27 protein-coding genes and 1 pseudogene are annotated in these 24243 nt (G+C 65.1%); 8 read left to right on the forward strand and 20 right to left on the reverse strand.

The features are described from left to right. The first annotated feature begins 77 nt into the window (after positions 1-77). The gene (locus GSQ89_RS30760) at positions 78-638 is read left to right on the forward strand and encodes a Uma2 family endonuclease (protein WP_216856494.1); all 561 of its coding nucleotides are present in this window, start codon (positions 78-80) and stop codon (positions 636-638) included. Here the strand turns inward: GSQ89_RS30760 and GSQ89_RS30765 are convergent, their stop codons facing one another. The 6 genes from GSQ89_RS30765 to GSQ89_RS30790 are packed head-to-tail and all read right to left on the reverse strand — an operon-like array spanning position 639 to position 6224. Further along, entirely contained in the window at positions 639-1334 is a 696-nt protein-coding gene (locus GSQ89_RS30765; protein ID WP_216856495.1) for an ABC transporter ATP-binding protein, read from the reverse strand. Next, positions 1334-2050 (reverse strand): ABC transporter ATP-binding protein, encoded by a 717-nt coding sequence (locus GSQ89_RS30770; RefSeq protein WP_216856496.1) that lies wholly within the window; start codon positions 2048-2050, stop codon positions 1334-1336. Before GSQ89_RS30770 ends, GSQ89_RS30765 begins: the two co-directional genes overlap by 1 nt. Further along, positions 2047-2991 (reverse strand): branched-chain amino acid ABC transporter permease, encoded by a 945-nt coding sequence (locus tag GSQ89_RS30775; protein ID WP_216856497.1) that lies wholly within the window; start codon positions 2989-2991, stop codon positions 2047-2049. The genes GSQ89_RS30770 and GSQ89_RS30775 overlap by 4 nt, the downstream gene beginning before the upstream one ends. 2 nt (positions 2992-2993) lie before the next feature. Further along, entirely contained in the window at positions 2994-3860 is an 867-nt protein-coding gene (locus GSQ89_RS30780; protein WP_158931916.1) for a branched-chain amino acid ABC transporter permease, read from the reverse strand. 19 nt (positions 3861-3879) lie between these two features. After that, a complete protein-coding gene (locus GSQ89_RS30785; protein ID WP_158931917.1) occupies positions 3880-5037 on the reverse strand; it encodes an ABC transporter substrate-binding protein in 1158 nt (385 codons plus the stop codon). A 29-nt stretch (positions 5038-5066) separates the two neighbouring features. Beyond that, positions 5067-6224: an ABC transporter substrate-binding protein gene (locus GSQ89_RS30790; RefSeq protein WP_158931918.1), complete on the reverse strand. Its 1158-nt coding sequence runs from the start codon at positions 6222-6224 to the stop codon at positions 5067-5069. Positions 6225-6342: 118 nt separating this feature from the next. Here GSQ89_RS30790 and GSQ89_RS30795 point away from each other — a divergent pair, with 118 nt between their 5' ends. Genes GSQ89_RS30795 through GSQ89_RS30805 form a run of 3 tightly spaced genes read left to right on the forward strand, consistent with a single transcriptional unit; the run spans position 6343 to position 7811 of the window. Continuing rightward, on the forward strand, positions 6343-7101 hold the full coding sequence (locus tag GSQ89_RS30795; RefSeq protein WP_158931919.1) for a metallophosphoesterase: 759 nt from the start codon (positions 6343-6345) through the stop codon (positions 7099-7101). 24 nt (positions 7102-7125) lie between these two features. Then, complete coding sequence (locus GSQ89_RS30800; RefSeq protein WP_158931920.1) at positions 7126-7392, forward strand: type II toxin-antitoxin system Phd/YefM family antitoxin; 267 nt, start codon at positions 7126-7128, stop codon at positions 7390-7392. Then, positions 7389-7811, forward strand: coding sequence for a type II toxin-antitoxin system VapC family toxin (locus GSQ89_RS30805; protein WP_158931921.1), 423 nt, complete (start codon positions 7389-7391; stop codon positions 7809-7811). Before GSQ89_RS30800 ends, GSQ89_RS30805 begins: the two co-directional genes overlap by 4 nt. Here GSQ89_RS30805 and GSQ89_RS30810 read toward each other — a convergent pair. The 9 genes and pseudogenes from GSQ89_RS30810 to GSQ89_RS30850 all read right to left on the reverse strand — a co-directional run bounded on the left by GSQ89_RS30810 (position 7786) and on the right by GSQ89_RS30850 (position 16121). Then, complete coding sequence (locus GSQ89_RS30810; protein WP_158931922.1) at positions 7786-9000, reverse strand: acyl-CoA dehydrogenase family protein; 1215 nt, start codon at positions 8998-9000, stop codon at positions 7786-7788. The two genes, GSQ89_RS30805 and GSQ89_RS30810, sit on opposite strands and share 26 nt — an antisense overlap. A gap of 2 nt (positions 9001-9002) precedes the next feature. After that, on the reverse strand, positions 9003-9920 hold the full coding sequence (locus tag GSQ89_RS30815; RefSeq protein WP_158931923.1) for an LLM class flavin-dependent oxidoreductase: 918 nt from the start codon (positions 9918-9920) through the stop codon (positions 9003-9005). A gap of 10 nt (positions 9921-9930) precedes the next feature. After that, positions 9931-10287, reverse strand: a complete 357-nt coding sequence (locus tag GSQ89_RS30820; RefSeq protein WP_158931924.1) for a VOC family protein — start codon at positions 10285-10287, stop codon at positions 9931-9933. A 50-nt stretch (positions 10288-10337) separates the two neighbouring features. Beyond that, entirely contained in the window at positions 10338-11453 is a 1116-nt protein-coding gene (gene proB, locus GSQ89_RS30825; protein WP_158931925.1) for a glutamate 5-kinase, read from the reverse strand. Further along, a complete protein-coding gene (obgE, locus tag GSQ89_RS30830) occupies positions 11450-12460 on the reverse strand; it encodes a GTPase ObgE (RefSeq protein WP_158931926.1) in 1011 nt (336 codons plus the stop codon). Before obgE ends, proB begins: the two co-directional genes overlap by 4 nt. A 73-nt stretch (positions 12461-12533) precedes the next feature. Then, positions 12534-12803: a 50S ribosomal protein L27 gene (rpmA, locus tag GSQ89_RS30835; RefSeq protein WP_158931927.1), complete on the reverse strand. Its 270-nt coding sequence runs from the start codon at positions 12801-12803 to the stop codon at positions 12534-12536. A gap of 75 nt (positions 12804-12878) precedes the next feature. Then, a pseudogene (gene rplU / locus GSQ89_RS30840) lies at positions 12879-13187 on the reverse strand (50S ribosomal protein L21); the annotation flags it as partial. Positions 13188-13348: 161 nt separating this feature from the next. After that, complete coding sequence (gene serA / locus GSQ89_RS30845) at positions 13349-14935, reverse strand: phosphoglycerate dehydrogenase (protein ID WP_158931929.1); 1587 nt, start codon at positions 14933-14935, stop codon at positions 13349-13351. 10 nt (positions 14936-14945) lie between these two features. After that, complete coding sequence (locus GSQ89_RS30850) at positions 14946-16121, reverse strand: phosphoserine transaminase (protein ID WP_158931930.1); 1176 nt, start codon at positions 16119-16121, stop codon at positions 14946-14948. Positions 16122-16313: 192 nt separating this feature from the next. On the opposite strand from GSQ89_RS30850, the gene GSQ89_RS30855 reads away from it, so the two are divergent. Next, on the forward strand, positions 16314-16583 hold the full coding sequence (locus GSQ89_RS30855; RefSeq protein ID WP_158931931.1) for a hypothetical protein: 270 nt from the start codon (positions 16314-16316) through the stop codon (positions 16581-16583). A gap of 26 nt (positions 16584-16609) precedes the next feature. Further along, positions 16610-16924 (forward strand): hypothetical protein, encoded by a 315-nt coding sequence (locus GSQ89_RS30860; RefSeq protein ID WP_158931932.1) that lies wholly within the window; start codon positions 16610-16612, stop codon positions 16922-16924. Here GSQ89_RS30860 and GSQ89_RS30865 read toward each other — a convergent pair. Genes GSQ89_RS30865 through GSQ89_RS30880 form a run of 4 tightly spaced genes read right to left on the reverse strand, consistent with a single transcriptional unit; the run spans position 16907 to position 20521 of the window. Further along, the gene (locus GSQ89_RS30865) at positions 16907-18031 is read right to left on the reverse strand and encodes a DegT/DnrJ/EryC1/StrS aminotransferase family protein (protein WP_158931933.1); all 1125 of its coding nucleotides are present in this window, start codon (positions 18029-18031) and stop codon (positions 16907-16909) included. The two genes, GSQ89_RS30860 and GSQ89_RS30865, sit on opposite strands and share 18 nt — an antisense overlap. Continuing rightward, positions 18028-18993 (reverse strand): NAD(P)-dependent oxidoreductase, encoded by a 966-nt coding sequence (locus tag GSQ89_RS30870; protein WP_158931934.1) that lies wholly within the window; start codon positions 18991-18993, stop codon positions 18028-18030. The genes GSQ89_RS30865 and GSQ89_RS30870 overlap by 4 nt, the downstream gene beginning before the upstream one ends. 29 nt (positions 18994-19022) lie before the next feature. Then, positions 19023-19871, reverse strand: coding sequence for a metal ABC transporter permease (locus tag GSQ89_RS30875; protein WP_158931935.1), 849 nt, complete (start codon positions 19869-19871; stop codon positions 19023-19025). Beyond that, the gene (locus GSQ89_RS30880; protein ID WP_254073437.1) at positions 19871-20521 is read right to left on the reverse strand and encodes a metal ABC transporter ATP-binding protein; all 651 of its coding nucleotides are present in this window, start codon (positions 20519-20521) and stop codon (positions 19871-19873) included. The genes GSQ89_RS30875 and GSQ89_RS30880 overlap by 1 nt, the downstream gene beginning before the upstream one ends. Positions 20522-20682: 161 nt before the next feature. Between GSQ89_RS30880 and GSQ89_RS30885 the strand changes: the two genes are divergently transcribed. Together GSQ89_RS30885 and GSQ89_RS30890 are read left to right on the forward strand one after the other, a co-directional pair. After that, positions 20683-21954, forward strand: a complete 1272-nt coding sequence (locus GSQ89_RS30885; protein WP_158931937.1) for a DUF445 domain-containing protein — start codon at positions 20683-20685, stop codon at positions 21952-21954. Between the two features lie 12 nt (positions 21955-21966). Further along, positions 21967-22971: an LLM class flavin-dependent oxidoreductase gene (locus GSQ89_RS30890; RefSeq protein WP_158931938.1), complete on the forward strand. Its 1005-nt coding sequence runs from the start codon at positions 21967-21969 to the stop codon at positions 22969-22971. 3 nt (positions 22972-22974) lie between these two features. On the opposite strand, the gene GSQ89_RS30895 is transcribed toward GSQ89_RS30890, so the two are convergent. Next, positions 22975-24213 carry an MFS transporter gene (locus GSQ89_RS30895; RefSeq protein ID WP_158931939.1) on the reverse strand — a complete coding sequence of 413 codons (1239 nt, stop codon included), beginning with the start codon at positions 24211-24213 and terminating at the stop codon, positions 22975-22977. Positions 24214-24243 lie beyond the last annotated feature (30 nt).

Below are 24243 nucleotides of genomic sequence, written 5' to 3' on the forward strand. Positions count from 1 at the left end.
GAGGCAGGGACCGCCGGACGCCAAATCCGGGTGCCGACTGAGGTAGTCTGTGGTATCGTGTAGGCATGAGCACAGCGATGCGCCAACCGATGTCGATCGAAGCCTTCCTGGAGTGGGAGGAACGCCAGGCGACACGTTATGAGTTCGACGGGTTCCACGTGTTCGCAATGACGGGTGGGTCTGCCAACCATTCCCGTGTGCAACGCAATTTAATCACTGAGCTTGGGTCCAGGTTAAGAGGCAAGCCGTGTGAGCCGTTCGGCAGCGAACTGAAAATCCTTGTTGCTGGAAGCGTCCGTTACCCCGATGCATTCGTGGTCTGCTCGCCGGTGGCTGGAAAGGCAACATTCATTACCGACCCGGTTGTCGTGTTTGAGATCATCAGTCCCAGCACATCCGGCGTGGATCGCATTATCAAAAACCAGGAGTATCGCGACACCCCTTCGATCCAGCGCTACGTGATCCTGGAACAGGACCGGCAGGCAGCGACGGTGTTCAGTCGCGATCGTGGCGACTGGGCTGGCCACGTGATCGCTGGCGACTTGAACCTGGAGATGTCGGAGATCGGCATTTCCATTCCCCTGGCCGAACTTTACACCGGCGTCGAACTGGTGGTGGACCCGCCGCCCGAACAGTAATCACAAGTATTCGTCGGCCAGCGCCAGGTCGCGGATCGTGTCCACCGGACCGCTACGGCGCACTTCACCGCCGCGCATCACGTAGCCGCTGGTTGCCAGTTTCAGGGCCGGCCGAGCCATTTGTTCGGTCATCAGGACCGTGGTGCCGCGGGCGCGCAGTTGCAGGATGGCGTCGCTGATCTGCTTGATCCAGACCGGTGCCAAACCCAAAAACGGCTCATCCATCAGCAGCAGTTTGGGGAACGACGCCATCGCTCGGGCCAGGGCGACGATCTGTTGCTGGCCGCCGGACAGTTGGCCGGCCGGTTGCGTGGCGCGATCCACCAGCAGGGGGAAGGCCGATCGCAGCCAGTCCAGGGCTTCCATCTGGCGCTTGCGGCCCAGCCCGAATGCGCCGGACAGGACGTTGTCGGTCACCGTCATGGTGGGGAAGACGCGGCGGCCCTCGGGGGAAAAGCCGATGCCCAGGCGGGCGCGGCGTTCACAGGGGATGTGGGTCAGATCGGTGCCGCCGAAGACGATGCGGCCCTTGGCGGTGGGTACCAGGCCGATAATGGCGTTGATGGTGCTGGACTTCCCTGCCCCATTGGCACCGACCAGCAGAACCGTTTCGCCCTCCGGCACATCGATGGAGATACCGGACAGAGCGGTGATGCCACCATAACGAACCCACAGGTCCTCGATTTGCAGCAGCATCAGGCGGCGTCCTCGGTTTCGCCCAGATAGGCGGCGATGACGTCGGGCCGGGCCAGGACCTCGGCGGGGGAGCCGTCGGCGAGCAGGACGCCGGCGTCCAGCACCAGGATGCGCGGGCACATGCGGCGGATCAGGTCCATGTCGTGCTCCACGATCAGCACGCTGGCTCCGGCCTGACGCACGATATCGACAAACGTATCGACGTTGTGGCGTTCGGCGCGCTCCAGGCCGGCGGCGGGTTCGTCCAGCAGCAGGATCGCGGGTCCGGTTGCGAAAGCCATGACCAGGCCCAGCATTTTCTGCAGGCCGTATGGGAGTTTGTCGGAGATTTCGGTCAGGCGCGGGGTCAGGCCGAACTCATCCAGCATGCGGTCCAGGCCGGCGGGCGTACCTCGGCCGCCGAAGCGGATGGCTCGGGCGATGTTTTCACCGACCGGGACGGTTTTGAACGTGTTCGTTTGCTGGAAGCTGCGGGCGAGACCCAGGCGGCTGACGGCGTGGGCGGGCTTGTTGGTAATGTCCCGGCCGCCGAGGAACACACGGCCGGCGGAGGCAGGCTGACGGCCGGAGATCACGTTGATCAGCGTGGTCTTGCCGGCGCCGTTGGGACCGATGACGCCGAGCAATCCGCCTTGCGGCAGGATGAAACTGATGTCCTGGAACACGCGCAGCCCGCCGAAGCGTTTCGCCAATGATTCGACGCGCAACTCGGTCATGACGTGCGCCTCCGCCATAGCGCGGCGACGGTGCCGACAATACCGCCTCGCGCCACCAGGACCACCACCAGGATCAGGACGCCGTACAGGCCCTGCGCGTATTGGCCGTGGGTGCCGAACAGGTTGGTGGCATAGACCAGGGCGCCGGTCCCCAGTACCGGCCCCAGGATCGACACGCGGCCGCCGATGATGGTGTAGGCGATGAAGTCGACCGCGGTGCCGGAATCGAACGAACTCGGGTGCGCCGTCAGCAGCATGTTGACCAACGAATAACCGGCGAGGCCGGAGATACCAGCGGCGACGACGAACCCCATCGCCTTGTAACGCCAGACAACCAGGCCGAGGCTTTCGGCCAGGATCTCGTTTTCCTCGATGGCGGCGAAGTGCTGGCGAAACCAGCGGGTTAGCAGGCCGGTGATCAGTGTTGCCAACATGGCCAGGCCGCAGGCGAATTCCAGCACCTGGCGGTTGGTGCCCATTTCGGTGCCGAACAAGGTCACCGGCGGCACCCCGGCGATCCCGTTGGAGCCTCCGGTCAGGCTGGGTGTTTCGAACAGCACCAATTGCATGATCTGCGACAGGACGAAGGTCACCAGCACGAAGTATGTGCCGCGCAGCCGCAGGACCAGCGCCCCTAGCGGGATGGCGACCAGGGCAGGCAGGATGAACGACGCGGCGGTCATCAGGAACGCGTCGGTGACGTTGTATTCGCCCGCGATCGCCACGGTGTAGCCGCCGATCGCCATGAAAGTCGGCGTGGCGAACGACAGCAGGTTCATGCGCAGCATGATCCAGACACTCTCGGCCGCGATCACGCCGGTGAAGACCTGGTTCAGGATCGAGTAGACCAGCACGCTGTGGGTCAGCATCGGAACGAAGAACCCGGCGGCCAACACCAGCAGCGCGATCAGATCCGCCCAGCCCAGCAGGTTACGGCGCACCCTCAGGCGCCCCTGACGGTGCGGCCGAGCAGGCCGGTGGGGCGGAAGACGAGGAGGAGAAGGACCAGGACGAACAGCACCAGGGCGCCGATGGAGCCGCCGAAATAGACGCTGGAGAACGCCTCGACGACGCCGACGACGAAAGCGGCCAGGGCGGCGCCCTCCAAGGAACCGAGGCCGCCCAGGATGACGGTCAGGAAGGAGGTCGCCAGCACCGGATCGCCGACGCCGGGGGACAATGACAGGATCGGTGTGACGAGGGCGCCGGTCAGGCCGGCCAGTGCTGTGGCGATAGCGAAGGCCAACGGGAACAGCAGTTTCGGCCTTAGTCCCTGTGCCATGGCGATGGCTCGATCATCGGCCAGCGCGCGCAGGCCGCGGCCGAGGTCGGTGCGGTACAGAACAAGCCACAGCGCGGCGATGGTCGTGAGGCAGATTGCCAGGACGATGAGGTTCTCGCGCGGGACGTAGATCGGGCCGAGGTGCATGGCGCCTTTGACGGGGAAGGCGAATTCCATCGATAGCGGGCCGAAGATCGTCAGCAGGCCGGTCGACATCACCAGGTACAGACCGAGCGTGAGCATCAGGGTCGCGAGGTGGTCGTCGACCATACGTTCCAGCAGGTACAGCTCGAATATCCAGCCCAGGGCGCCGGTGGCAATGACCGCCACGAGGACGGCGAGCGGGTATGGCAGGCCGGCATAGGCGACGCAGCTATAAGCGACGTAGCCGCCCAGCATGTAGAAGCCGCCATGGGCAAAGTTCACCACCCCCAGGATGCCGAAGATCAGGGTGAATCCCAGCGCCAGCAAGGCGTACTGCGCGCCCAGGCTGACGCCGATGATCGCGGCTTGCGAGAACTCCGCCACAGCTAGAGGTGTCCTCTTATCATTCCGGTTGGGCTTCCTGGCGTTCGACGCCGAGGTTCTTGCCGTCCTTGATGATGCCGATGCCGAACGGGAAGAACAGGGTCTGCTGGATGCCGAAGTATTTCTTGCCGGTCCAGTAACCCTTGCCGATGTTGGGGTCCTCCACCGGCATCGTGCGCAGCACCGCGGCGACTTTGTCCGCGTCGTTGGTGCCGGCTGTCTGGAGCGCCTTCATGGTCATGCGCGCGCCCGGCAGGTACGACCAGAACGTGGTGCCGCCCACCGGATCGTGGCCCAGAAGCTTGCGGTATTCGTCATCGATCGCCTGGACCTTGGGATCGTCCGTGGGCACGGCTTCGTACCAGTAGAAATCCTTCAACACGTCCATGCCGCCGGAGACGCGCAGGATCTCCGCCGTTCCGGGGCCGCCGACGCGGCCGATCGGGCCGGTGAAGCCCGCCAGGCGCAGTTGCTTGACGATGACGCCGGCGTCACCGGGCGCCGAGGATGCGGTGTCGACCGCATCCGGATGGGTGGCCAGAACGCGGGTGATGATCGGCGCGAAGTTGGTGGTGCCGCGCTGGTAGAATTCGGACGTCGCGGCGACACCGTTGGCCTTGTAGGCCGCGCCATCCACACTGGCCACGTCGGTGCCGGTCTGGTCGTTCGGCACGACGATCGCCACCGACTTCATCGGGAAGGTTTTCATCGCTCGCTTGATGACCAGGTCGGCCCATATCGCCGGGGGCGGACTGACCTGGAACATCAGCGGATACTTCGGTTCCTGCGCGTTGGTCGCATAGGCCGCGTTCCAGGCCAGTTCGCCATTGCGGGCCGCCACTGGCTTGACGGCGGCGTTTTCGACCGAACCCACAGGGCCGATGATCAGATGAATGTCCTGCCCGGCCAGGGCATTGGCGCCGGCCGCGGCACCGTCGGGGGTATATTTACTGTCGTATGACACGACGGCGACCTTGCAGGTCTTGCCGTCGATCTTGACGCCGCCCTGCTGGTTGACCTCGGCCGCGGCGAGTTCGGCCGCGCTTTTCATCGACAGACCCCATTGCGCACCACCGCCGGACATCGGCCCCATGGCGCCGATTTTCAGTTCGCATGATTGGGCGAAGGCGGTCGCCGGCAGCATGATCGCCGCCACGGCGAGAAGCAGGTGCCTCATCGTATCGTATCCCCGTTCGTTTCTGGTGGCTATTCGGGTTTTACCTCTTGCCGCTCGACACCCAGGTTCTTGCCATCCTTGATGATGCCGATGCCGAAGGGAAAGTTCAGTTCCTGGGCCAGGCCGTATTGCTTTTTGCCGGTCCAGTAACCCTTGCCGATGTTGGGATCGTCCACCGGCAAGGTGCGCAAGGCCGCGGCGACGGCCTTGGCATCGTCGGTACCGGCGATCGAGACTGCCTTCAGCGTCATGCGCGCGGCGGGCAGGTCGGCCCACACGGCGGTGCCGCCGATCGGGTCCTTGCCGAGGAGTTTCTTATACTCCGCATCGATGTCCCTGACTTTCGGGTCATCGGTCGGCACGGTCTCAAACCAAAAGAAGTCCTTCAGCACATCGATGCCGCCGGAGACGCGGATGATTTCGTCCGTGCCGGGACCACCCAGCCGTCCGATCGCGCCGGTGAAGCCAGCGAGGCGAAGCTGCTTGACGATGACGCCCGCGTCGCCGGGGGGAGAGGATGCGGTGTCGACGACATCCGGTTTGGCGGCGAGGATACGGGTGACGATCGGGGCGAAATTGGTCGTGCCGCGCTGGTAATATTCTTCCGTGGTGGCGACCTTGTTGGCCTTGTACGCTTCGACGTCTAAGCTGACGGTGTCGGTTCCCGCCTGGTCGTTCGGTGCGATCAGCGTCACGGTCTTCATCGGGAACACCGCCATGGCGCGTTTGACAACGGCTTCACCCCACACCGCCGGACCTGGCGCGATATGGAACATCAACGGAAATTTCGGTTCCAGCGAGTTCTTGGCATAGGCGGCATTCCAGGCAACCTGCTCATTCCGCGCCGCGACCGGCTTGATGCCGGTCGCCTCCGGTGATCCGACCGGGCCGATGATCAGGTGGATATCCTGGGCGGCGAAGGCGTTGGACCCGGCGGCCGCGCCGTCGGCGGTGTATTTGCTGTCGTAGGGCACGACGACGACCTTGCAGGTCTTGTCGCCCATCTTGACGCCGCCTTGCTGGTTCACCTCGGCCGCGGCGAGTTCGGCGGCGCTTTTCATGGCCAGGCCCCATTGCGCCGCGCCGCCGGACATCGGGCCCATGGCACCGAGTTTCATCTCGCAATTCTGAGCGAAAGCGGTCGCCGGCAGCGCGCACAACGCCGCCACGATAAGCTGGTACTTCATGGTTCGTGTCCCCGATTGCCTTGCCTTGGGCTGGATGGGCAGCGCTTGGCGTGCTTGTATTGATCCAGCGTGGGACGCCGTGGCGATACCGTCAAGTGCGGAGCGTTTGGGGAGGCACATGACGATCGTATTTATCGGCGACATCCATCAGATGTGGAACAAGGTCGAGCGCGGGCTGGCCGCGTTGCCGGTTTTGCCCAGGGCGGCGGTGATCCTGGGTGACGTGCAATGCGACAAGCCGCTGGATGTGCTGGCCGAACCGTTGCTGTCCCGCGGCATCGCGGTGCACTGGATTTTCGGCAATCACGACAACGACGGCGGCCCGGGGATGTGGCATTTTCTTACGTCTCCGGATCATAATCCGGTTACGGCGCCGCAGTCGTTGCATGGTTGTGTTACGGAGGTGGAAGGGGTGCGGATTGCCGGGTTGGGCGGGACGTTCCGCCCGAGGATCTGGGAGCCCCCTGCCCCGCCGCGCCTGCACGGGCGGGCGGAATTGCCGGAGGACGTGCGGCAGATGGGGCGCGGCTGGCGGCCCGACCATATCAAGGCGTTGGTCCACTCGCTGGGGACGACCGCCATCTGGCCGGAGGATTACGATGGGCTGGCCAGCCAGCGGGCGGATATCCTGGTGACGCATGAGGCGCCCAGCAGTCACCCGGCCGGCAATCCCGCGCTCGACGCGCTGGCTCGGGCTATGGGCGTCCGGTTGATCGTGCATGGGCATCATCACGTGAACTACCTGGCGACGGCGAAGGACGGCTTGCAGGCGCTGGGTGTGGCGGCAGCGTGGGGGGCGACCGAGGCCGGGGATTTGCTGTGGGAGGGTGAGGCGCCGCGGCATCTGACGGCTTCACCCGCGGGGTGGACGCGATAGGTTTCCTGGACAAATGGCTATCGGATGGCTATACTTTGTCCCATGGGCCAGCACAGTGTCGCCGAAGCCAAGAACCACTTGTCCGATTTGATCGACCGGACCATCGCGGGCGAAGCCGTGATCATCACACGTCATGGCCACCCTGTGGTGGAGCTGAAACCGTTGCGGCCTCGCGCGAAACCGGTTACGCCGGAAGACCTGGACTGGCTGGCAGCGCACCGGGTTGAGATGAACGCCACCGAGGATGCGGGAACGGCGGTCAGCCGGATGCGTGACGAAGACGAACGGTGAGTCTGTATCTCGATGCGAGCGTGATTGTCGCGCTGCTGACGAACGACATCTTCACATCGCGCGCCGATGCTTACATTCGGAACCATCCGGACGTCCTGATCGTGAGCGACTTCGCCGGCGCGGAATTCGCGTCGGTGATCGCGCGCCGAGTCAGGACACGTGAGGTCACCGACCGCGTCGCTCGGCGTGTATTCGCGGAATTCGATGCTTGGACGGCCAGGAATACCGAACGGGCCGAAACGACGACGGCCGACGTCATGACCGCGACGCAGGCGCATCGGCGATTGGATTTGACGTTACGCACCGCCGATGCTTTGAACCTCGCGATCGCCCAGCGGATCGATGCGATCGTGATAACGTTCGATGAGAAAATGATAGTTGCGGCAAAGGCGCTCAGGATTCCCGTCGCGGCGGCGTAGCCAGCGGCGGCAGTACGTCGGCCGGGTCGAGCCCGAGCTCGTGTATGCCCATGTTCCACAGGCAGAAATCCGTTGGCGGGGGCTGGATTTCCGCCAGTGCGCCGTCTCGGAACAGTTGTTCCAGGCGCGATCCCTTGAAGATGCCGTGCGCGCCGCCCAGGGTCAGAGCCGTCCGGGTGACGCTGCTGACCGCTTCCCCGACGAGGTATTTCGCTCTGTACAGCGCGGTTGTCGTTTCGGGCGTGGGGCCCTGGGTGTCGCTTAGCCAGGCGGAACGATAGGTGACGAGGCGGGCGGCCTCCAGCGTGGCGCTCATCGTTGCGATGTGACGACGGACGTCGGGATGGTATGCCAACGGCTGGACGTAGCCTGGCGGTTGGCGGGCTTTGACCACGCGGCGGATTTCGTCGTAGGCCGCGACGGCGAGACCGAGATAGACGGCTGTGTAGGATCCCCAGAACCAGTTCAGGTACGCGCACCGGAACGATCTGATATCGTCCGATCGATACAGGATTGCGTCGTCGGGCACGCGGCAATCGTCCAGCACCAGGGAGTCGCTGCGTGTTGCCCTCATGCCCAGCGTATCCCAGTTGGCGTTGACGCTGCGTCCGGCAGCGCCGTGCGGTATCAACGCCAGCATGCCGGCGGTCGGGCTGGTCGCCGTTTCGGGGTAGACTAGCACCAGCACGTAATCGGTCGCTTCCAGCATGGAGGCGAACATTTTCCGTCCGCTGATGCTGTATCCGCCCTCCACAGGACGAGCGCGCACGGATAGGCCGCGTTCGCCAATCAGGGATGTCGTTCCGGGTTCGGAGAAATTGCCGCCGATCATCTTGCCCTGGCGTACGACCAGATCGGCAAGGTATTGTTTCGCCTGCGGTGTAACGTCAGGGCTTTGCAGCAGCGGCATCACCACCGAGGCATGCATGTTGAACGCCAGCGCCGTCGCCGGACACCCCTGCCCCAGCGCTTCGTAGGCGATGGTGTGGCTGAGGAAGTCGAACCCCTGGCCGCCGAGGGATTTGTCAATCGTCAGCGACAGAAAGCCCTCGGCGCGCAGGCGGTCGTAGTTTTCCGTGGGATGCGAGGCGTCGCGGTCGTGTTCGGCCGATCGTGTGGCAAAATCAGCGGCCAAGGTCAGGCAGCGTTGCCGCAAGCGTTCCTGATCCTGGGTGATGCGGAAATCCACGTTCAGGACAAGCCGACGACCTCCGCCAGGGCGTGGAGTTGCTCAACGTGGCGGGAGACGGGGTTCAACAGCAGATGATTGGCGCCCTGGGCGACCATTTCCTGCAACCGTTCTCGCACGTGCTCCGGCGTGCCGTGGATGCCGGATGTGTCGGTTCCGGGGGGATTGCGGTAGACCTCGGTGTACCAGCGATTCAGTTCGGCCCTGGCAGCGTCCGGCTTTTCGTCGACCGCGATGAAGATACGTTTCGAGATCGGGAACTTACCCGGATCGCGGCCGGCTTTTTCCAGGGCTTCCCGCAGCAGCGGGACGGCTTTGCGAAAATCCTCACTGGTGGAACCGCCGGCACCCATCCAACCATCGGCCAGTTCGGCTGAACGGCGGATGGCGTTTGGATGTCCGACGCCCATCCAGATCGGCAACGGCGTCTGCACCGGACGGACGCCCAGTTTGGTGCCCTCCAGATGATAGAAGCGGCCTTTGTGCGCGACCTTTTCCTGAGTCCAGAGGGTACGGATCATATCGATCTGTTCCCGAAACCTGGCGACGCGGGCTTCCTGCGGAACCTCAAACTCTTCGAAATGAAACGGCCGGCCGATGCCCACGCCCATAACCGCTCGACCGTTGCTGACATAGTCCAAAGTTGCCCATTGATGCGCGACCATACGCGGGTCGTGCACCGGCAGGACCAGCACGGATGCGCCGAGACGGATCCGGCTGGTCGTGCCCGCGGCATAGGTCAGCACGGTCAGCGGATCGAAGGAGTTCACGTGATCCAGGGTGTTTTCCGTCACCCACAGATCACGGAAACCCAAAGCCTCCGCCTTGGTGGCGACAGTCCGGACAGCGTCCATGCCGATGGTGTCCGGAGACCGATGCGGCAGCGACATGCCGAACGGAATCTGATCTTTCAATGCCATTGGATGAATCCTAGGCTTTTTCGATGATTTCCATCTGTGAGCCATCGGTCGCCGACACGAAAGCGACACGATTGCCGCTGCTGCCTTTCAGTTCCTCCAGCACCTCGACGCCGTTCTTGCGCAGCTTCGCCAGCAGGCCGGCATAGTCGTCGGTGGTAACGGCCATATGTTCGATGCCGAGATGTTGCTCGTGGTTCTGCTCGCTGATGAGCGTGGTGATGTTCAGTTGTGTGCCGTGCAGATCGAGCTGCCAGCCGCGGCCGGGCATCTCGGACTTCTTCGTGGCACCGTAATTGTCGATGTAATACTGGACGGTTTTCGCGACGTCCGCGGTCTTGATATGGACGTGGTTGAAGCTGATGGCCATGGCCGTGTTTCCCCTGAAAGTGGTCGTCAGGGGACAGGCTAGACCGGATGTTATCCCAGGACCAGATCGTCGCGGTGGATGATCTCGTCCCGCCCGCGCCAGCCCAGGATTGCCTCGATCTGGTCGGATCGGTGGCCGGCGATGCGTTCGGCGTCGGTGCTGGCGTAGGCGGACAGGCCGCGCCCGAGAATGGTACCATCGGGGCCAACGATTGTGACGGCGTCACCGCGTTCGAACGCGCCCTCGATCGCCCTGACCCCCGCCGGCAGCAGCGACCGCCCGTTGGCTAGCGCTCGTGCAGCGCCGGCGTCCACGGTCAGGACACCCAGCGTTGAGAGCGATCCGCCGATCCAGCGTTTGCGGGCATTGCGGCCCTCGGGCGTCGGCAGGAACCAGGTGCAGCGGGCGCCGCGTTCCAGGTTCTGCAAGGGACGCTCGACATTGCCGATGGCGATCGCCATGGCGCAGCCGGCCTGGGTGGCGATGCGGGCGGCAACCAGCTTGGTGCGCATGCCGCCGGAGGAGTAGCCGGGCGGGGGTTCGCCGCCCATCGCCTCGATCTCGGGGGTCAGCGCTTCAACCACCGGAATATGCGCGGCATGCGGGTCTCGGCGCGGATCGGCGGTGTAGAGTCCATCGATGTCGGACAGCAGGATCAGTTGGTCGGCTTGCACCATCTCGGCGACGCGGGCGGCCAGGCGGTCGTTGTCGCCGAAGCGGATTTCGGCGGTGGCCACGGTGTCGTTTTCGTTGATCACCGGGATGCAGTTCAGGGATAGCAGGGTGTTCAGGGTCGCACGGGCGTTGAGGTAGCGGCGGCGATCCTCGGTGTCGTCGAGGGTCAGCAGCAACTGGGCGGCGGTCAGATCACGCGCCGATAGGGCCTGGCTCCAGGCTTGCGCCAGGCGGATTTGCCCGACGGCGGCGGCGGCTTGTTTTTCTTCTAACTTCAGTCGCTTCTGGGTCAAACCTAAAGTGCGGCGAGCCAGTGCGATGGCGCCGGAGGACACCACGATGACGTCGATGCCGCGTTCCCGCAGCGCCTGGATATCGGCGGCGACGCTGTCCAGCCACGTGCTGCGCGGGGCGGCCTGTTTTTCATCCACCACCAGCGCACTGCCGATCTTGATGACGATCCGCTGCGCCGTCGCAATCGAAGGGATCACGCGGCTTGCTCCTGCCTCGTGGTGTGAATGGTGTTTTGCAGGGTGCGCAGCAATTCCGGAACCCCTTGGCCAGTGGCGCCGGACAACAGGTAGACCGGACGGCCGGAGGCTTTCCGCAAGGCAGCCATTCGGGAGGAGGTTTCGCGTGGTGTCATGGAATCGGACTTGTTCAGACCGATGATCTCGGGCTTTTCGGCCAGACCGCCTCCGTATGCTGACATTTCGCCGCGGACGGTACGCCAGGCTTTCACCACGTCGCCGGCCGCCCCGTCGATCAGATGCAGCAGGACGGCGCAGCGTTCGACATGGCCCAGAAAGCGGTCACCGAGGCCGGCGCCTTCGTGTGCGCCCTCGATCAGGCCGGGGATGTCGGCCAGCACGAATTCTTCCGTGTTGGACAGCCGAATGACGCCAAGCTGCGGATGCAGGGTGGTGAACGGGTAGTCGGCGATCTTTGGTTTGGCGGCGGATACGACCGCCAGGAAGGTGGATTTGCCGGCATTGGGCAGTCCTACCAGACCGGCGTCGGCGATCAGTTTCAGCCGTAGCCAGACCCAGCGTTCCTCGCCTGGCCACCCCTTCGTCGCCTTGCGCGGCGCCCGGTTGGTGGAGGTCTTGTAGTGCGCGTTGCCGAAGCCGCCGTCGCCACCCTGCAGCAGCGTGATTCGTTTGCCGGCGATGTCCAGATCGGCCAGCATCGTCTCCTGGTCGTCGGCGAAAACCTGGGTGCCGATCGGGACAGTGACCGTGACGTCGTTCGCGCCCGCGCCCGTCCGATCCGACCCCGAACCGCTGCCGCCCTTCGGCGCTCGGAAATGCTGGGTGTAGCGGAAGTCGATCAGCGTATTCAGATTGTGTTCGGCAACGAAAATGATGTCGCCGCCCTTGCCGCCGTTGCCGCCGTCCGGGCCGCCGAATTCGATGAACTTCTCTCGCCGGAAAGCGACCACACCGTCGCCGCCGTCACCGGAGCGGAGGTAGATCTTGGCCTGGTCGAGGAATTTCATGGGTCTGGTCCGGAAATGAAACGGGGGCCGGCATGGATACCGACCCCCGCGCAGACGTTATGTGGGGTCGATGCTACTCGGCGGCGAGCGGCAGCGGCTCCACGGAGATATGCACCTTGCCTTCGGACCGGCGGGTGAATTTCACCTTGCCGTCGACCAGGGCGAAGATCGTGTGGTCGCGGCCGAGGCCGACATTGGTGCCGGGATACCACTTGGTGCCGCGCTGACGGACCAGGATGTTGCCGGCGATGACCTTTTCCCCGCCGAACTTCTTGATGCCGAGGCGGCGGCCTTCGGTATCGCGGCCGTTGCGGGACGAGCCGCCTGCTTTTTTATGTGCCATGGCGGTTTACTCCTGCGTTGCTTCGACGGCTTCGGGTTCGGCGGCAGCGGCCGGCGCGGTGTAGGTCTGGCCGTTGGCGTTGATCCCGCCGATGCGCAGCACGGTGACGTGCTGGCGATGGCCGTTGCGGCGGCGGCTGTTCTGCCGGCGGCGCTTCTTGAAGATGATGACCTTGTCCAGGCGATCCTGGGCGATCACGGTCGCGGTGACGGAAGCGTCGGCGACGATCGGCGCACCAATGGTCAAGTTGCCGTCAACGCCCACGGCGAGCACGTCGGTGAAGGTCACGGTGCCGCCGGCTTCGGCGTCCAGTTTCTCGACTTTGAGTAGCGCGTTGGGTGTAACGCGGTACTGCTTTCCGCCGGTGCGGATGACAGCGAACATTGGCTCAAACTTTCTTATGACAGCGCGGGCCGCGAGGGGCGTGGGAGCCCCTGGCGACCGGAAGGGCGCGTTATAGCGACGGACGCGGGGGTGTCAACCCGGAAATGTCGCGGATTTGGTTTGTCGATCAGCGGGTTGCTTATGTCACCCCAGTCGCGGGGTCAAAACGCCAGCCCCGTCGCCTGCATCACCAGCGGCAGCGTGCGGACCATCTCCAGCACCGGCTCCGGTACGCCCTCATCCACCGACACCAGGCAGATTGCATCGCCGCCCAGTTCCGCTCGGCCCAGATGGAAGGTGGCGATGTTGATCCCTGCCCCCGCCAGCGTGGCGCCGAAACGGCCGATGAAGCCGGGTTTGTCCTGGTTGGTCACGTAAAGCATGTGCGGGGCGAAATCGGCTTCGACCTTGATGCCCTTGATCTCGACGATCCGCGGCCTGGACCCGGCGAACAGCGTGCCGGCCACCGAACGGGTCAATCCGGCGGTTTCCACGGTCACCCGCACCAAAGTCAGGTATTCGGTGGGGCGGTCATGCACCGTCTCGGCGACATCGATCCCGTGGTCGCGGGCGACGACGCCGGCGTTGACCATGTTGACGCCCTCCATCAGCGGAGACATCAGGCCGGCGAGCATCGCGGCGGTCAGTGGACGATGGTTCAGCGCGGCGGCCTGGCCTTCGTATTCGATGGTGACGCGGCTGATCGCGCCTTCCCGAGCCTGGGTCAGTTGGCCGGCGAAGGCGCCCAGCAGACGGCAGAGTTCCAGGTAGGGTTTCAGGCGCGGCGCATCCTCGGCCGAGACGGACGCCATGTTGATGGCGTTCGTTACGGCTCCGGTCAGCAGGAAGTCGCTCATCTGTTCGGCGACCTGGAGGGCGACGTTTTCCTGTGCCTCGGCCGTCGCGGCGCCCAGGTGCGGCGTGCAGACAACATTCTCCAGCCCGAACAAGGGTGAGTCGGTTGCGGGTTCGGTTTCGAACACATCCAGTGCGGCACCGGCGACATGACCGGACTTGATGGCGTCAGCCAATGCGGCCTCATCCAACAGGCCACCGCGGGCACAGTTGATGATGCGGACGCCCTTTTTGGTCTTCGCCAGCGCCTCGCGAGACAGAATGTTCCGGGTCGCGTCGGTAAGCGGTGTGTGCAGCGTAATGAAGTCGGCACGCGCCAGCACCGTGTCGAGATCGGCCTTTTCGACGCCCAGTTCCAGCGCTTTTTTCTCCGACAGATATGGGTCGTAGGCCAGGACACGCATTTTCAGCCCGACCGCGCGATCGGCGACGATCGAACCGATGTTGCCGCAGCCGATCAGACCCAGCGTTTTGGCCGTCAATTCGACGCCCATGAAGCGGTTCTTTTCCCATTTGCCGGCTTTGGTGGAACCGGAGGCCTCAGGGATCTGCCGAGCGAGGGCGAACATCATGGCGATGGCGTGTTCGGCGGTGGTGATGGTGTTGCCGTGCGGTGTGTTCATCACCACCACGCCACGCGCGGTGGCGGAACGAATATCGACATTGTCGACGCCGATCCCCGCTCGGCCTACGACTTTCAGCCCGGTCGCGGCGGCCAGCAGTTCTTTTGTTACCTTGGTGGCGGAACGGATGGCCAAGCCGTCGTAGTCGCCGATGATGGCGCGCAAATCGGCCGGGGAAAGGCCGGGCTTCAGATCGACGTCGATGCCGCGGTTACGAAAAATCTCGACAGCAGCGGGCGACAGCTTGTCGCTGATCAATACCTTGGGCATTGGGGCGTCCTTATTGAGCAGGAACGAATGACGCGGCAACCTGAGCAGCGGCCCAGTCCAGCCAGGGCAGCAGCGCCTGGATGTCGCTGGTCTCCACGGTCGCGCCGGCCCAGATACGCAGGCCCGGCGGTGCGTCTCGGTAAGCGCCAATATCGTAGGCCACACCTTGCTTTTCCAGCAGCGACGCCAATTGCTTCGCCGCCTTCACCTGGCCATCCGCCGGCAGCGCGGTGAACCACGACGCGACGATTTTCAGACAGATCGAGGTGCGGGACCGGGTCGTCGCATCCTTCGCCAGGAAGTCGGCCCAGTCACTGTTAGCAACCCAGGCGGCGACGGCAGTCAGATTGGCCTCGGAACGAGCGATCAGAGCGGGCAGGCCACCGATGCGTTCGGCCCAGCGCAGGCCGTCGAGCGCATCCTCTACACACAGCATGGATGGGGTGTTGATGGTTTCGCCCTTGAAGACGCCCTCGGCGATTTTGCCCTTCGACGTCAAGCGGAACACTTTTGGTAGTGGCCTGTCGGGTGTGTAGGTTTCCAGGCGCTCGACGGCGCGCGGTGACAGCGCCAGCATGCCATGAGCGGCTTCTCCGCCCAGCACTTTCTGCCAGGACCACGTCACCACATCCAGCTTGTCCCACGGCAAATCCATCGCGAAGGCGGCGGATGTGGCGTCGCAGATCGCCAATCCTTGCCGATCCGCGGCGATCCAATCGGCGTTCGGCATGCGCACGCCGGATGTGGTGCCATTCCACGGGAACACGAGGTCTTTCCGCGAATCGACCAAGGCCAGATCAGGCAATTCGCCGTACGGGGCGGACAGCACACGCGCATCCGCCAGCTTCAGATGCTTGACGACGTCGGTCGCCCAGCCCTCGCCGAAGCTTTCGAATGTAATGATATCGACGCCGCGAGCGCCCAGCATGGACCACAGCGCCATCTCCACGGCCCCGGTATCGGAACCCGGCACGATGCCCAGACGCCAGTCCGCGGGCATACGCAGGATCGACCGTGACAGGCTGATGACCTCGGCCAATCGAGCCTTCGGTTCGGCGGCACGATGGCTGCGACCGAGGAATGCGCCCGCCAGTGCGTCCAGCGTAAAGCCGGGACGTTTGGCACAAGGACCAGAGGAAAAATTGGGATTCGACGGACGTACGTCCGGTGTCGCGGCGCTTGCCATGCGGTTCTCCCTTACAGAAGAAAAGCGTCCCGGTGGGGGGACGTGACCCGCCGCCGCGTCTAGGCGCCTAGAGGCTTCGCGTCAAACATTTTTTCGTGCCTCACGTTGCCGTCAGCCGGTCGCTTTGGCGGTCCCATGACTCACCTGCCGGTGCTAAGCAGCGCGCCATCACCACAACCCCTGGGAGCGACGATGACGGAGATCGATGACGTCCCTGCACGCCTGATCGTGCTGGAGACGGTGGTGAAGCAACTGATCACCCACATGGCGGTGCGCGACGACGATCCGTCGCGCTGGGTGGAGACCCGCAAGGCGCTGGCGTTGAGCGTGATCGACGCGGAGGGACCGATTCCCGCGTCCGTGCTGCTGGATGCGATGACGGAGTTTTTCGATCAGTCGGCGTCGGTCGCCGGCGACTACGCGCCGGACAAGCCTGCAACGCCGCGGGGGTTGGTGCGTTAGGGGGGGGTCACCACAAGGATGGCACTATGCTGCGAGTACTTTCGCTGACCGCGCTGATCATGGCCGCGACGCCGGCGCTGGCGCAAAACCCGCAACCCGCGCCGCCGCAAAACCCGACCGTGCCAGTGGCGCCGCCGAATGCGCCGTCACCGCCGCCGGAGCAGATCGCACCGGCGCACGGCAACCTGAGTGACCGGCTCGCTGAACACAACGGCACGATCAAGCCGCCAGAGGTCGACCCGGGGATGGCGGTCAAGCCTCCCCGGGATGCCGAAGGCACGACGCCGGTGATTCCGCCACCCGGATCGCCGGGCGGCAACAAATCAATCGTGCCGAAATAGGGATTTCAACGCACCGCACACGGTCTCGACCTCGGCATCGGTCAGTTCCGGATACAGCGGCAGACTAAGAATCTCCGTGGCGGCCAGTTCGGTTTCCAGACAGCCGCCGGGTCCCAGCGCAACGCGGCCGGCATAAGCGGGTTGCCGATGAACCGGGGCCGGGTAGTGGATGCCGGTGCCGATCCCCTGTTGCTTCAGAGCCGCTTGCGCCCGATCCCGACCCCGTGATCGCGTCACATAGAGATGATAGACGTGATCGGCATCCCCGCGCTGTCCAGGGGGTCGCAACGGGCCGTTCTCAAGGACGGTCGTGTAGGCCGTCGCGATCTGCTGGCGGCGCGCATTGTGGCGGTCCAGATGCGCCAGCTTGACCCGCAGGATGGCGGCCTGGACCTCATCCAGCCGGCTGTTCATGCCGACCTCATCGCTGATGTAGTGCTTGTGCCAGCCGTACTGGCGCAGCGCGGCGATGCGTTGGGCGACAGCAGGATCGGAGACCGCGACGGCGCCGCCATCCCCAAACGCACCCAGGTTCTTGGTGGGATAGAAACTGAAAGTCGCAGCGTCGCCGAACGTGCCGACCCGCTTGCCTTGCAGGCGTGCGCCGTGCGCCTGGGCACAGTCCTCGATCAGCAGCACGCCGTGCTCGCGGCACAGCGGAACGATCCGCGCCAGATCGACCGGTTGTCCATACAAATGTACCACGACAACAGCCTGGATTTTCGGCAGCCCAGGCAGTGGCTGTTCCAGCGCTCGGCGCAGCGCTTCCGGGTCCATTGTGTAATGAACCGGATCGATATCGACCAGCAGCGGCGTCGCGCCGGTCATTTCGATCGCCGCCACTGTCGCCACGGCGGTATGGGAGACCGTCACCACGGTGCTGCCGGACCCGATACCCAGGCCACGCAGCGCCAGGGCGATGGCGTCCGTGCCGTTGCCGCAGCCGATCACCGAGGAAACGCCGATCCAGGCAGCGAATTCAGCCTCGAATGCCCGCAATTCGTTGCCGAGGATATACCAGCCGGACGACAGGACCCTCGCCACCGCTTCGTCGATTTCGGCTTTCAGGGCGCGATACCCGGCGCCGGGGTTGGCCTGAGGGATCACAGGTAGTCCGCCAGTCTGGTTCTGTACCAATCCAAGGTCCGGCCGATGCCGTCTTCCAGCGACGTCCGCGGTGCCCAACCCGAGGCTGCCCGAAACGCGCCGTCGTCGGCATGGTAGCTACCGATGTCGATACGCGCGCGATCCGCCGGGAATTCGCGCGTGACATAGGTGCCGCCAGCCAGGCGTACGACCATCTCGGCCAGGTCGTGCAACGAGGCCGGGGGCGACCCGCCGATGTTATAGATCTGACCGTGGCAAGCGGGCTGTTCCGCGGCGGCCAGAAACGCCTCGGTGACGTCGTCCACATAGGTCAGATCGCGCAGTTGCGCGCCACCCCAGACCTCGAACGGACGTTTTTCCAGGACGCAGCGGATCCAAATGCCCAGGAAGGTCTGTCTTGCGTCACGGATCCGCAGGCGGGGGCCATAGCAGTTGGTCAGCCGTAAGGACACGACGGGACGGTTGCGGACGCGGTTTTCCAGCATCCAGTACTGCTCGCCGGCGAATTTGGAGACGCCGTTGGCGTCGGGCGGCGCGACCGGCTGGCGTTCGTCCACCGGCAGCTTTTCCACGCGGCCGTAGAACTGGCGGGTGGAGGCATGCACCACGACGGCGTCCGGCGCGGCCTCTCGCGCGGCCTGGATCAGACGCACCTGGGCGACCGCGTTGACGGCGATGTCGGCCAGGGGATCGGCCTGCCCGCCCATGTGGCTGGTCTGCGCGGCGAGGTTGAAGATGACCGAGGCGTCCTCACACAGCGGCCGCAGATCGATCTCCCGGATGTCGCCGCGCACGAAGTCGATGTCCGCGCCGTCCAGGTTGCGCGGATTGGCGCCACCGCCGAACAGGAATCCGTCCAGCGCAGTGACCCGGGCACCGCGAGCCGCCAGCGCATGGCAGAGGTTGGAGCCGAGGAAGCCGGCTCCTCCGGTTACGAACACTTTCCGACGCGACCAATCCATGACCGTTCCCTACCCCGTGTCCCCGCCTCTTACGCGTGCGGCATCGCCTGCCGCCACAGACTCGCACGCGGGCCGGCCACCAGACTGAGCAGCCATAGCCCCCCCGCCGTCAACACGATTGCAGGGCCGGCGGGAATATCCACGTTGTACGACAGGATTAGCCCCCCCACCGAGGACAAACACGCCAGCAGCACCGAAACCCGAACCTGCCCCGCCAGCGAATCGGACCAATGCCTGGCAGCGATTGCCGGCAGCATCATCAGGCCAACCGACATTAAGGTGCCCAGCGCGACGAAGCCCGAGACCACGCACAGCACCACCAGCACCAGGAAGATCAGGTGCCACAGCCCCCCCTTCCCCGACGTCGCCGCCATGAAACCCGGATCGAGGCTTTCCAGCACCAGCGGCCGCCAGATCAGCGCCAGCACCGGCAGGGTGATCGTCGCCACGCCGGCCATCCCGAACAGCGCCGTGTCGTCCACCGCCAGCACATTGCCGAACAGCAGGTGCGTCAGGTCCAGGCTATGCTGTGATGAGATCAGCGCGACGCCGGCCGCGAGCGCCAGCAGATACATGCCCGCGAGCTGGCTGTCCTCCCGCCCGCCGGTGCGGCGTGCCAGCCAGCCGGCCACCACCGCGACCGCCAGCCCGGCCACGACGCCGCCAATGCCCATCGCCCAGACCGACAGCCCGGCGAAGATCGCGCCGATGGCGATCCCCGGCAGGACGCCGTGTTGCAACACGTCGCTCATCAGGCTCATGCGGCGCAGCACCAGGAAGACGCCCAGCGGTGGCGCAGCAATGGACAGCGCCAGACATCCCGCCAGGGCGCGCCGCATGAAGCCCAGCGTGAACGGCTCCAGCAGGAAATTCAGCATCAGGCCGCCTGCAACCCCGCGTCCCACTGCGCCGTCTGGCCGGTCAACATCATCGTGTGAGGGAAATGTTCCCGCACCAGGTCCATGTCGTGCAGCACAGCGATCACGGTGCGGCCTTGCGCATGCCAGTCATGCACCACCGACAGCAGCAGTTGCGTCGTGGCGGTGTCGACGGCGGTGAACGGCTCATCCAGCAGGATCAGCTTGGCATCTTGCACGATCGTCCGCGCGAACAGCACGCGCTGGAACTGGCCGGCGGACAGCGCCTGGATCGGGCGGGATTCCATCCCGGCCAGGCCGACCCGGTCCAAAGCCGCCGACGTCGCCGCCATCCGGCCGCGGCCGATCGAGCGGAACGCCCCCACCCGGGTCGCCGCCAGCGCCACCACGTCGCGGCACGTGATCGGGAACGACCGGTCCAGGTGACTGCCCTGGGCCAGCAACGCGGTATCCGCCGATGATACCCCATGCCGATCGATCCGGCCGCCAGCCAGCGGATGCAACCCGGCGATCGCCCGCAGCAGGGTGGTCTTGCCCGACCCGTTCGGACCGATCAGCGCCGTCAGACTGCCGGTGTCGACAGTGCCCGACAGCCCGGACAGGATGACCCGCCCCCCATGCCGCAATTCGACGTCTTCGAGTGTGATCACAGCGCCCACACCACAGCAGCCCACACCATGGCGAGCAGCACCACGACCAAAAACAGGCGGGCGCCGGCGCCGGCGGTCGGAGACAATGGGTCGGTCATGGTTACAGTATAACATTGCACCGGGTTGGACGGAAGGGCGCCGTTCGCATAAACAGAGCGTCGATGACCAAACCTGATCCCGATGCCCCGGCCAGACGCGCCCTGCGCCGGCACCGCCAACTCGCGACCGGTTTGCTGGTCCTGATGGCCGCCCTGACCCTGGGCAGCTACTTCGTCCCGCATGGCTGGTGGCAGGGCTTCCTGCAAGCCGCCGCCAAGGCTGGGTTCATCGGCGGCGTCGCCGATTGGTTCGCAATCACCGCGCTGTTCCGCCATCCTCTCGGTATACCAATTCCCCACACCGCCATCATCCCCAACCAGCGCCACCGCATGGGCCAGGCGTTCGGCCGCTTCGTCGCGACGCATGTCTTCACCGGTGCCGAGGTCTCCAACGTCCTCGCCAAACTCGACCTGCCCAGCATCGTGCATCGCTTCCTCGCCGACCCGGCAGCCGCCCGCCCGGCCGCCGTCGCCCTGGCCGGCATGCTGCCCAGGCTGCTCAACACCGTGGAAGATGGCCGCGCTCGGCGAGTCCTGGGCCGCGTGGTCCCACGGATCGTCGGCGGACCGGCGGGGGGGCAGGTCGTCGCCCGAGCGCTGCACGGCCTGGTGGACGGCGGGCGTCATCAGGAAGTGTTCGGTTTCATCCTGAGCCAGTTGAAGGCCACACTGGCCAGCCGCGAGGACGCGCTGCGGTCCGCGATCGAGGAACGCGTCCGCGAACAAGGCGGCCGCCTGGTCGGCTGGGCCATGGGTGCGTCCATCGCCCGCCGCGTGCTGGTCCTGATCAACACCGAACTGGATAAAATGAGCCCGGACGGATCGGAACTGCGCGCCGCGTTCGACGAATGGGTCCGCCGCGAGATCAACCGCATGGAAACCGAACCGGAACGCGCCGCCGAAGTCGGGCTCGCCATCCGCCGGGTGGTCGCGCATGAGACGATCCAGGCCTGGATGTGGGACATCTGGGCACGCATCCGCGTTGGCGTGGAATCCGATATCGCCAAGCCGAACGGGCGGGCGGTCTCCTACATCGAGGCCAGCCTGGGCAATCTCGGCGCCATACTCGAAGCCGATCCCATCGCCCGTGCTCGTTTGCAGGCCGCCGCCGAGGGTACCGTCCGCGCCTTCTTACCCAACGCCCAGGTCCGCATCGCCGACTTCATCAGCCAGGTGGTGGCGAACTGGGACGCCGTCACCCTGGTGGACCGGTTGGAGCTGCGGGTGGGCAAGGACTTGCAATATATTCGCATGAACGGAACCATCGTCGGCTTCCTGATCGGCGGCCTGCTCTACGCGGTGCTGGACACGCTGTTCGGGACGACGATCTTCTAAACGGAGCGGCGCATGTTACGGCTTTCGGTTCTGGACCAGTCGACCATCGTCACCGGCCGCTCGCCTGACGAGTCGATCCGCGAAAGCATCGCCCTCGCCCAGCATTGCGAGGCGCTGGGCTATGCCCGCTACTGGTGCGCCGAACACCATAACTCCGACAGCCAGGCGGGGACGGCGCCGGAGATCCTGATCGCCGCCATCGCCGCGACGACCCAGCGCATCCGTGTGGGGTCGGCCGGCGTGATGCTGCCACATTACTCGGCGCTGAAGGTGGCAGAACAGTTCCGCGTGCTGGACGCCATCGCGCCGGGGCGCATCGACCTGGGGCTGGGACGGGCGCCGGGTTCGGACGGGCGGACGGCCTATGCACTGAACCCACAGGCGGAGACAGCGGCGGACAAATTCCCCGCCGATGTGCGCGATCTGATGGCGTGGCTGTCGGGGACGAAACTGATCGAAAACCATCCGTTTCGGGAGATACGAGCGCAGCCTGGTGGACCGACGACGCCGGAGGTCTGGATCCTCGGCAGTTCCGACTATGGCGCACAGGTTGCCGCCTATTTCGGCCTGCCGTTCTGCTTCGCCCATTTCATCACCGACGGGCGCGGTGTCGAGCAGGCCATGGCGATGTACCGGGAAGGCTATCGCCCAAGCGAGGCGCATCCGGCGCCGCATGCGGCCCTGTGTGTTTGGGCGATGGCGGCCGACACGCAGGAGGAAGCGGCGCGGCTGTTCCAGTCGCGGCTGGTGTCGCGGATGAACCGCGACCGGGGCATTTTCGCCGCGCTGCCTTCCCCGGAAGAAGCCGCAGCGCAGGTCTACACGGGCGGCGAGGCCGAACGTGCCGAACGGATGCGGTCACGCGCATTGTTCGGCACGCCGGATGTGGTTGCCGGCAAGTTGCGCGCGCTTGCCGCCGGGTGTGAGGTCGAGGAGATCGCCGTCCTCACCACCTTGCACGACAAGCAGGCTCGGCGGCACTCCTACGCGCTGCTGGCTCGGGAGATGATGCCGTAGCGTTCACGGCTGCTTCGGCATCGCCAGCATGATGCCGGCGGCAATGACGTTACCGGCGATGCTGGCCAGGATGGGCAGCGTGTAGCTGTGGCCAATGTCGAACGCGAACCCGGCAGCACTGGGGCCGACCAGGGTGCCGAACGCCACGCTGGTGTAGAGAACGCCGATGATGCCGCTGACATTGCGTCCGCCGAAATAGTCCATGACCAGGGCGGGAAGCACGGCGACATAGCCGCCGTAGAAGATGCCGAAGACGAAGGCGAAAGCGGACAGTCCCCAGAAGCCGTTGCAAAACAGCCAGATCACCAGCGACACCGCCATGCCGGCGAACATCAGCAGCAAAGCATGCTGGCGGCCCAATCGATCCGCGAGGTCGCCCAGGAAAAACCGTCCGGCGGTGCTGCCGATTCCGATCATCCCCAGCAACAGGACTGACGACGCCGGTGGGATGCCATGATCCACCGCGTAGGGCACCAGATGCGCCAACGGGATGAACAAGCCGAACGAGCCGATCAGACAGGCGGCATACAGGCCCATAAACCGTCCCGAGGTGATGGCCACTCGCACGGAGGCGCCTTGGGGGCGGATGTCGGACCGCGTGGGATCGCCGTCAGGGGCCAGACCGCGGTCCCTCGGGTCGTTCTCGATCAGCAGCGCCAGTCCCCCACCCAGGACGGCGGCGAGACAGCCCAGGATCAGGTATGCGTCGCGCCAGCCCAGTGTCTGCACCAGGAACGACGCCAGCGGCGGCATCGCCAGCGTGCCGACGCCGATGCCACTGACCGCCAGGCCTGAGGCGAAGCCTCGGCGCCGAACGAACCACCGTTGCACCGCGCCGAGGGCGGGAACGTAGGAACACCCAACGCCCAGACCGACGCCTAGGCCGTAGGCTGCGTAGACCTCGGTGAGGGTGGTGGCGAAACCGGCGGCAGCGAGGCCCGCGCCGATCAGCAGCATGCCGCCGACCGCCAGAAGGCGGGAGCCGAACCGATCGGCCAAGGGCCCGCTGACGACTCCCAGGCCGAAATAGAGGAATCCGGCCAGGGAGAACACCAGCGATACCGACCCGCGGGAGGCGGCGAAATCCTTCTGTAGAGGCTCGACGAAGGCACTGAACGTGTAGGCGCTGCCGAAACCGACGAACGTCACCGCGAAGGCCGCAGCGACCACGAACCAGCCGTAAAACATGGGACGGCGTTCTTCTTTTGCTGCATTAGCTTGGCTAAGGTAGATATCGGGCATGGAGAAGACCTCATTATTGTCTCTGGGACA

This window comes from Acidisphaera sp. S103 (assembly GCF_009765975.1).
GTDB lineage: Bacteria > Pseudomonadota > Alphaproteobacteria > Acetobacterales > Acetobacteraceae > Rhodopila.

Coding starts and splice junctions, on each gene's coding strand:
- GSQ89_RS30790 (WP_158931918.1), bottom strand. CDS start 6,224: ATGAAGTACCAGCTTATCGTGGCGGCGTTGTGCGCGCTGCCGGCGACC.
- obgE (WP_158931926.1), bottom strand. CDS start 12,460: ATGAAATTCCTCGACCAGGCCAAGATCTACCTCCGCTCCGGTGACGGC.
- GSQ89_RS30795 (WP_158931919.1), top strand. CDS start 6,343: ATGACGATCGTATTTATCGGCGACATCCATCAGATGTGGAACAAGGTC.
- GSQ89_RS30870 (WP_158931934.1), bottom strand. CDS start 18,993: ATGGATTGGTCGCGTCGGAAAGTGTTCGTAACCGGAGGAGCCGGCTTC.
- GSQ89_RS30885 (WP_158931937.1), top strand. CDS start 20,683: ATGACCAAACCTGATCCCGATGCCCCGGCCAGACGCGCCCTGCGCCGG.
- rpmA (WP_158931927.1), bottom strand. CDS start 12,803: ATGGCACATAAAAAAGCAGGCGGCTCGTCCCGCAACGGCCGCGATACC.
- GSQ89_RS30890 (WP_158931938.1), top strand. CDS start 21,967: ATGTTACGGCTTTCGGTTCTGGACCAGTCGACCATCGTCACCGGCCGC.
- GSQ89_RS30850 (WP_158931930.1), bottom strand. CDS start 16,121: ATGGCAAGCGCCGCGACACCGGACGTACGTCCGTCGAATCCCAATTTT.
- GSQ89_RS30800 (WP_158931920.1), top strand. CDS start 7,126: ATGGCTATACTTTGTCCCATGGGCCAGCACAGTGTCGCCGAAGCCAAG.
- GSQ89_RS30760 (WP_216856494.1), top strand. CDS start 78: ATGCGCCAACCGATGTCGATCGAAGCCTTCCTGGAGTGGGAGGAACGC.
- GSQ89_RS30765 (WP_216856495.1), bottom strand. CDS start 1,334: ATGCTGCTGCAAATCGAGGACCTGTGGGTTCGTTATGGTGGCATCACC.
- GSQ89_RS30895 (WP_158931939.1), bottom strand. CDS start 24,213: ATGCCCGATATCTACCTTAGCCAAGCTAATGCAGCAAAAGAAGAACGC.
- serA (WP_158931929.1), bottom strand. CDS start 14,935: ATGCCCAAGGTATTGATCAGCGACAAGCTGTCGCCCGCTGCTGTCGAG.
- GSQ89_RS30770 (WP_216856496.1), bottom strand. CDS start 2,050: ATGACCGAGTTGCGCGTCGAATCATTGGCGAAACGCTTCGGCGGGCTG.
- GSQ89_RS30815 (WP_158931923.1), bottom strand. CDS start 9,920: ATGGCATTGAAAGATCAGATTCCGTTCGGCATGTCGCTGCCGCATCGG.
- GSQ89_RS30875 (WP_158931935.1), bottom strand. CDS start 19,871: ATGCTGAATTTCCTGCTGGAGCCGTTCACGCTGGGCTTCATGCGGCGC.
- GSQ89_RS30855 (WP_158931931.1), top strand. CDS start 16,314: ATGACGGAGATCGATGACGTCCCTGCACGCCTGATCGTGCTGGAGACG.
- GSQ89_RS30785 (WP_158931917.1), bottom strand. CDS start 5,037: ATGAGGCACCTGCTTCTCGCCGTGGCGGCGATCATGCTGCCGGCGACC.
- GSQ89_RS30820 (WP_158931924.1), bottom strand. CDS start 10,287: ATGGCCATCAGCTTCAACCACGTCCATATCAAGACCGCGGACGTCGCG.
- GSQ89_RS30860 (WP_158931932.1), top strand. CDS start 16,610: ATGCTGCGAGTACTTTCGCTGACCGCGCTGATCATGGCCGCGACGCCG.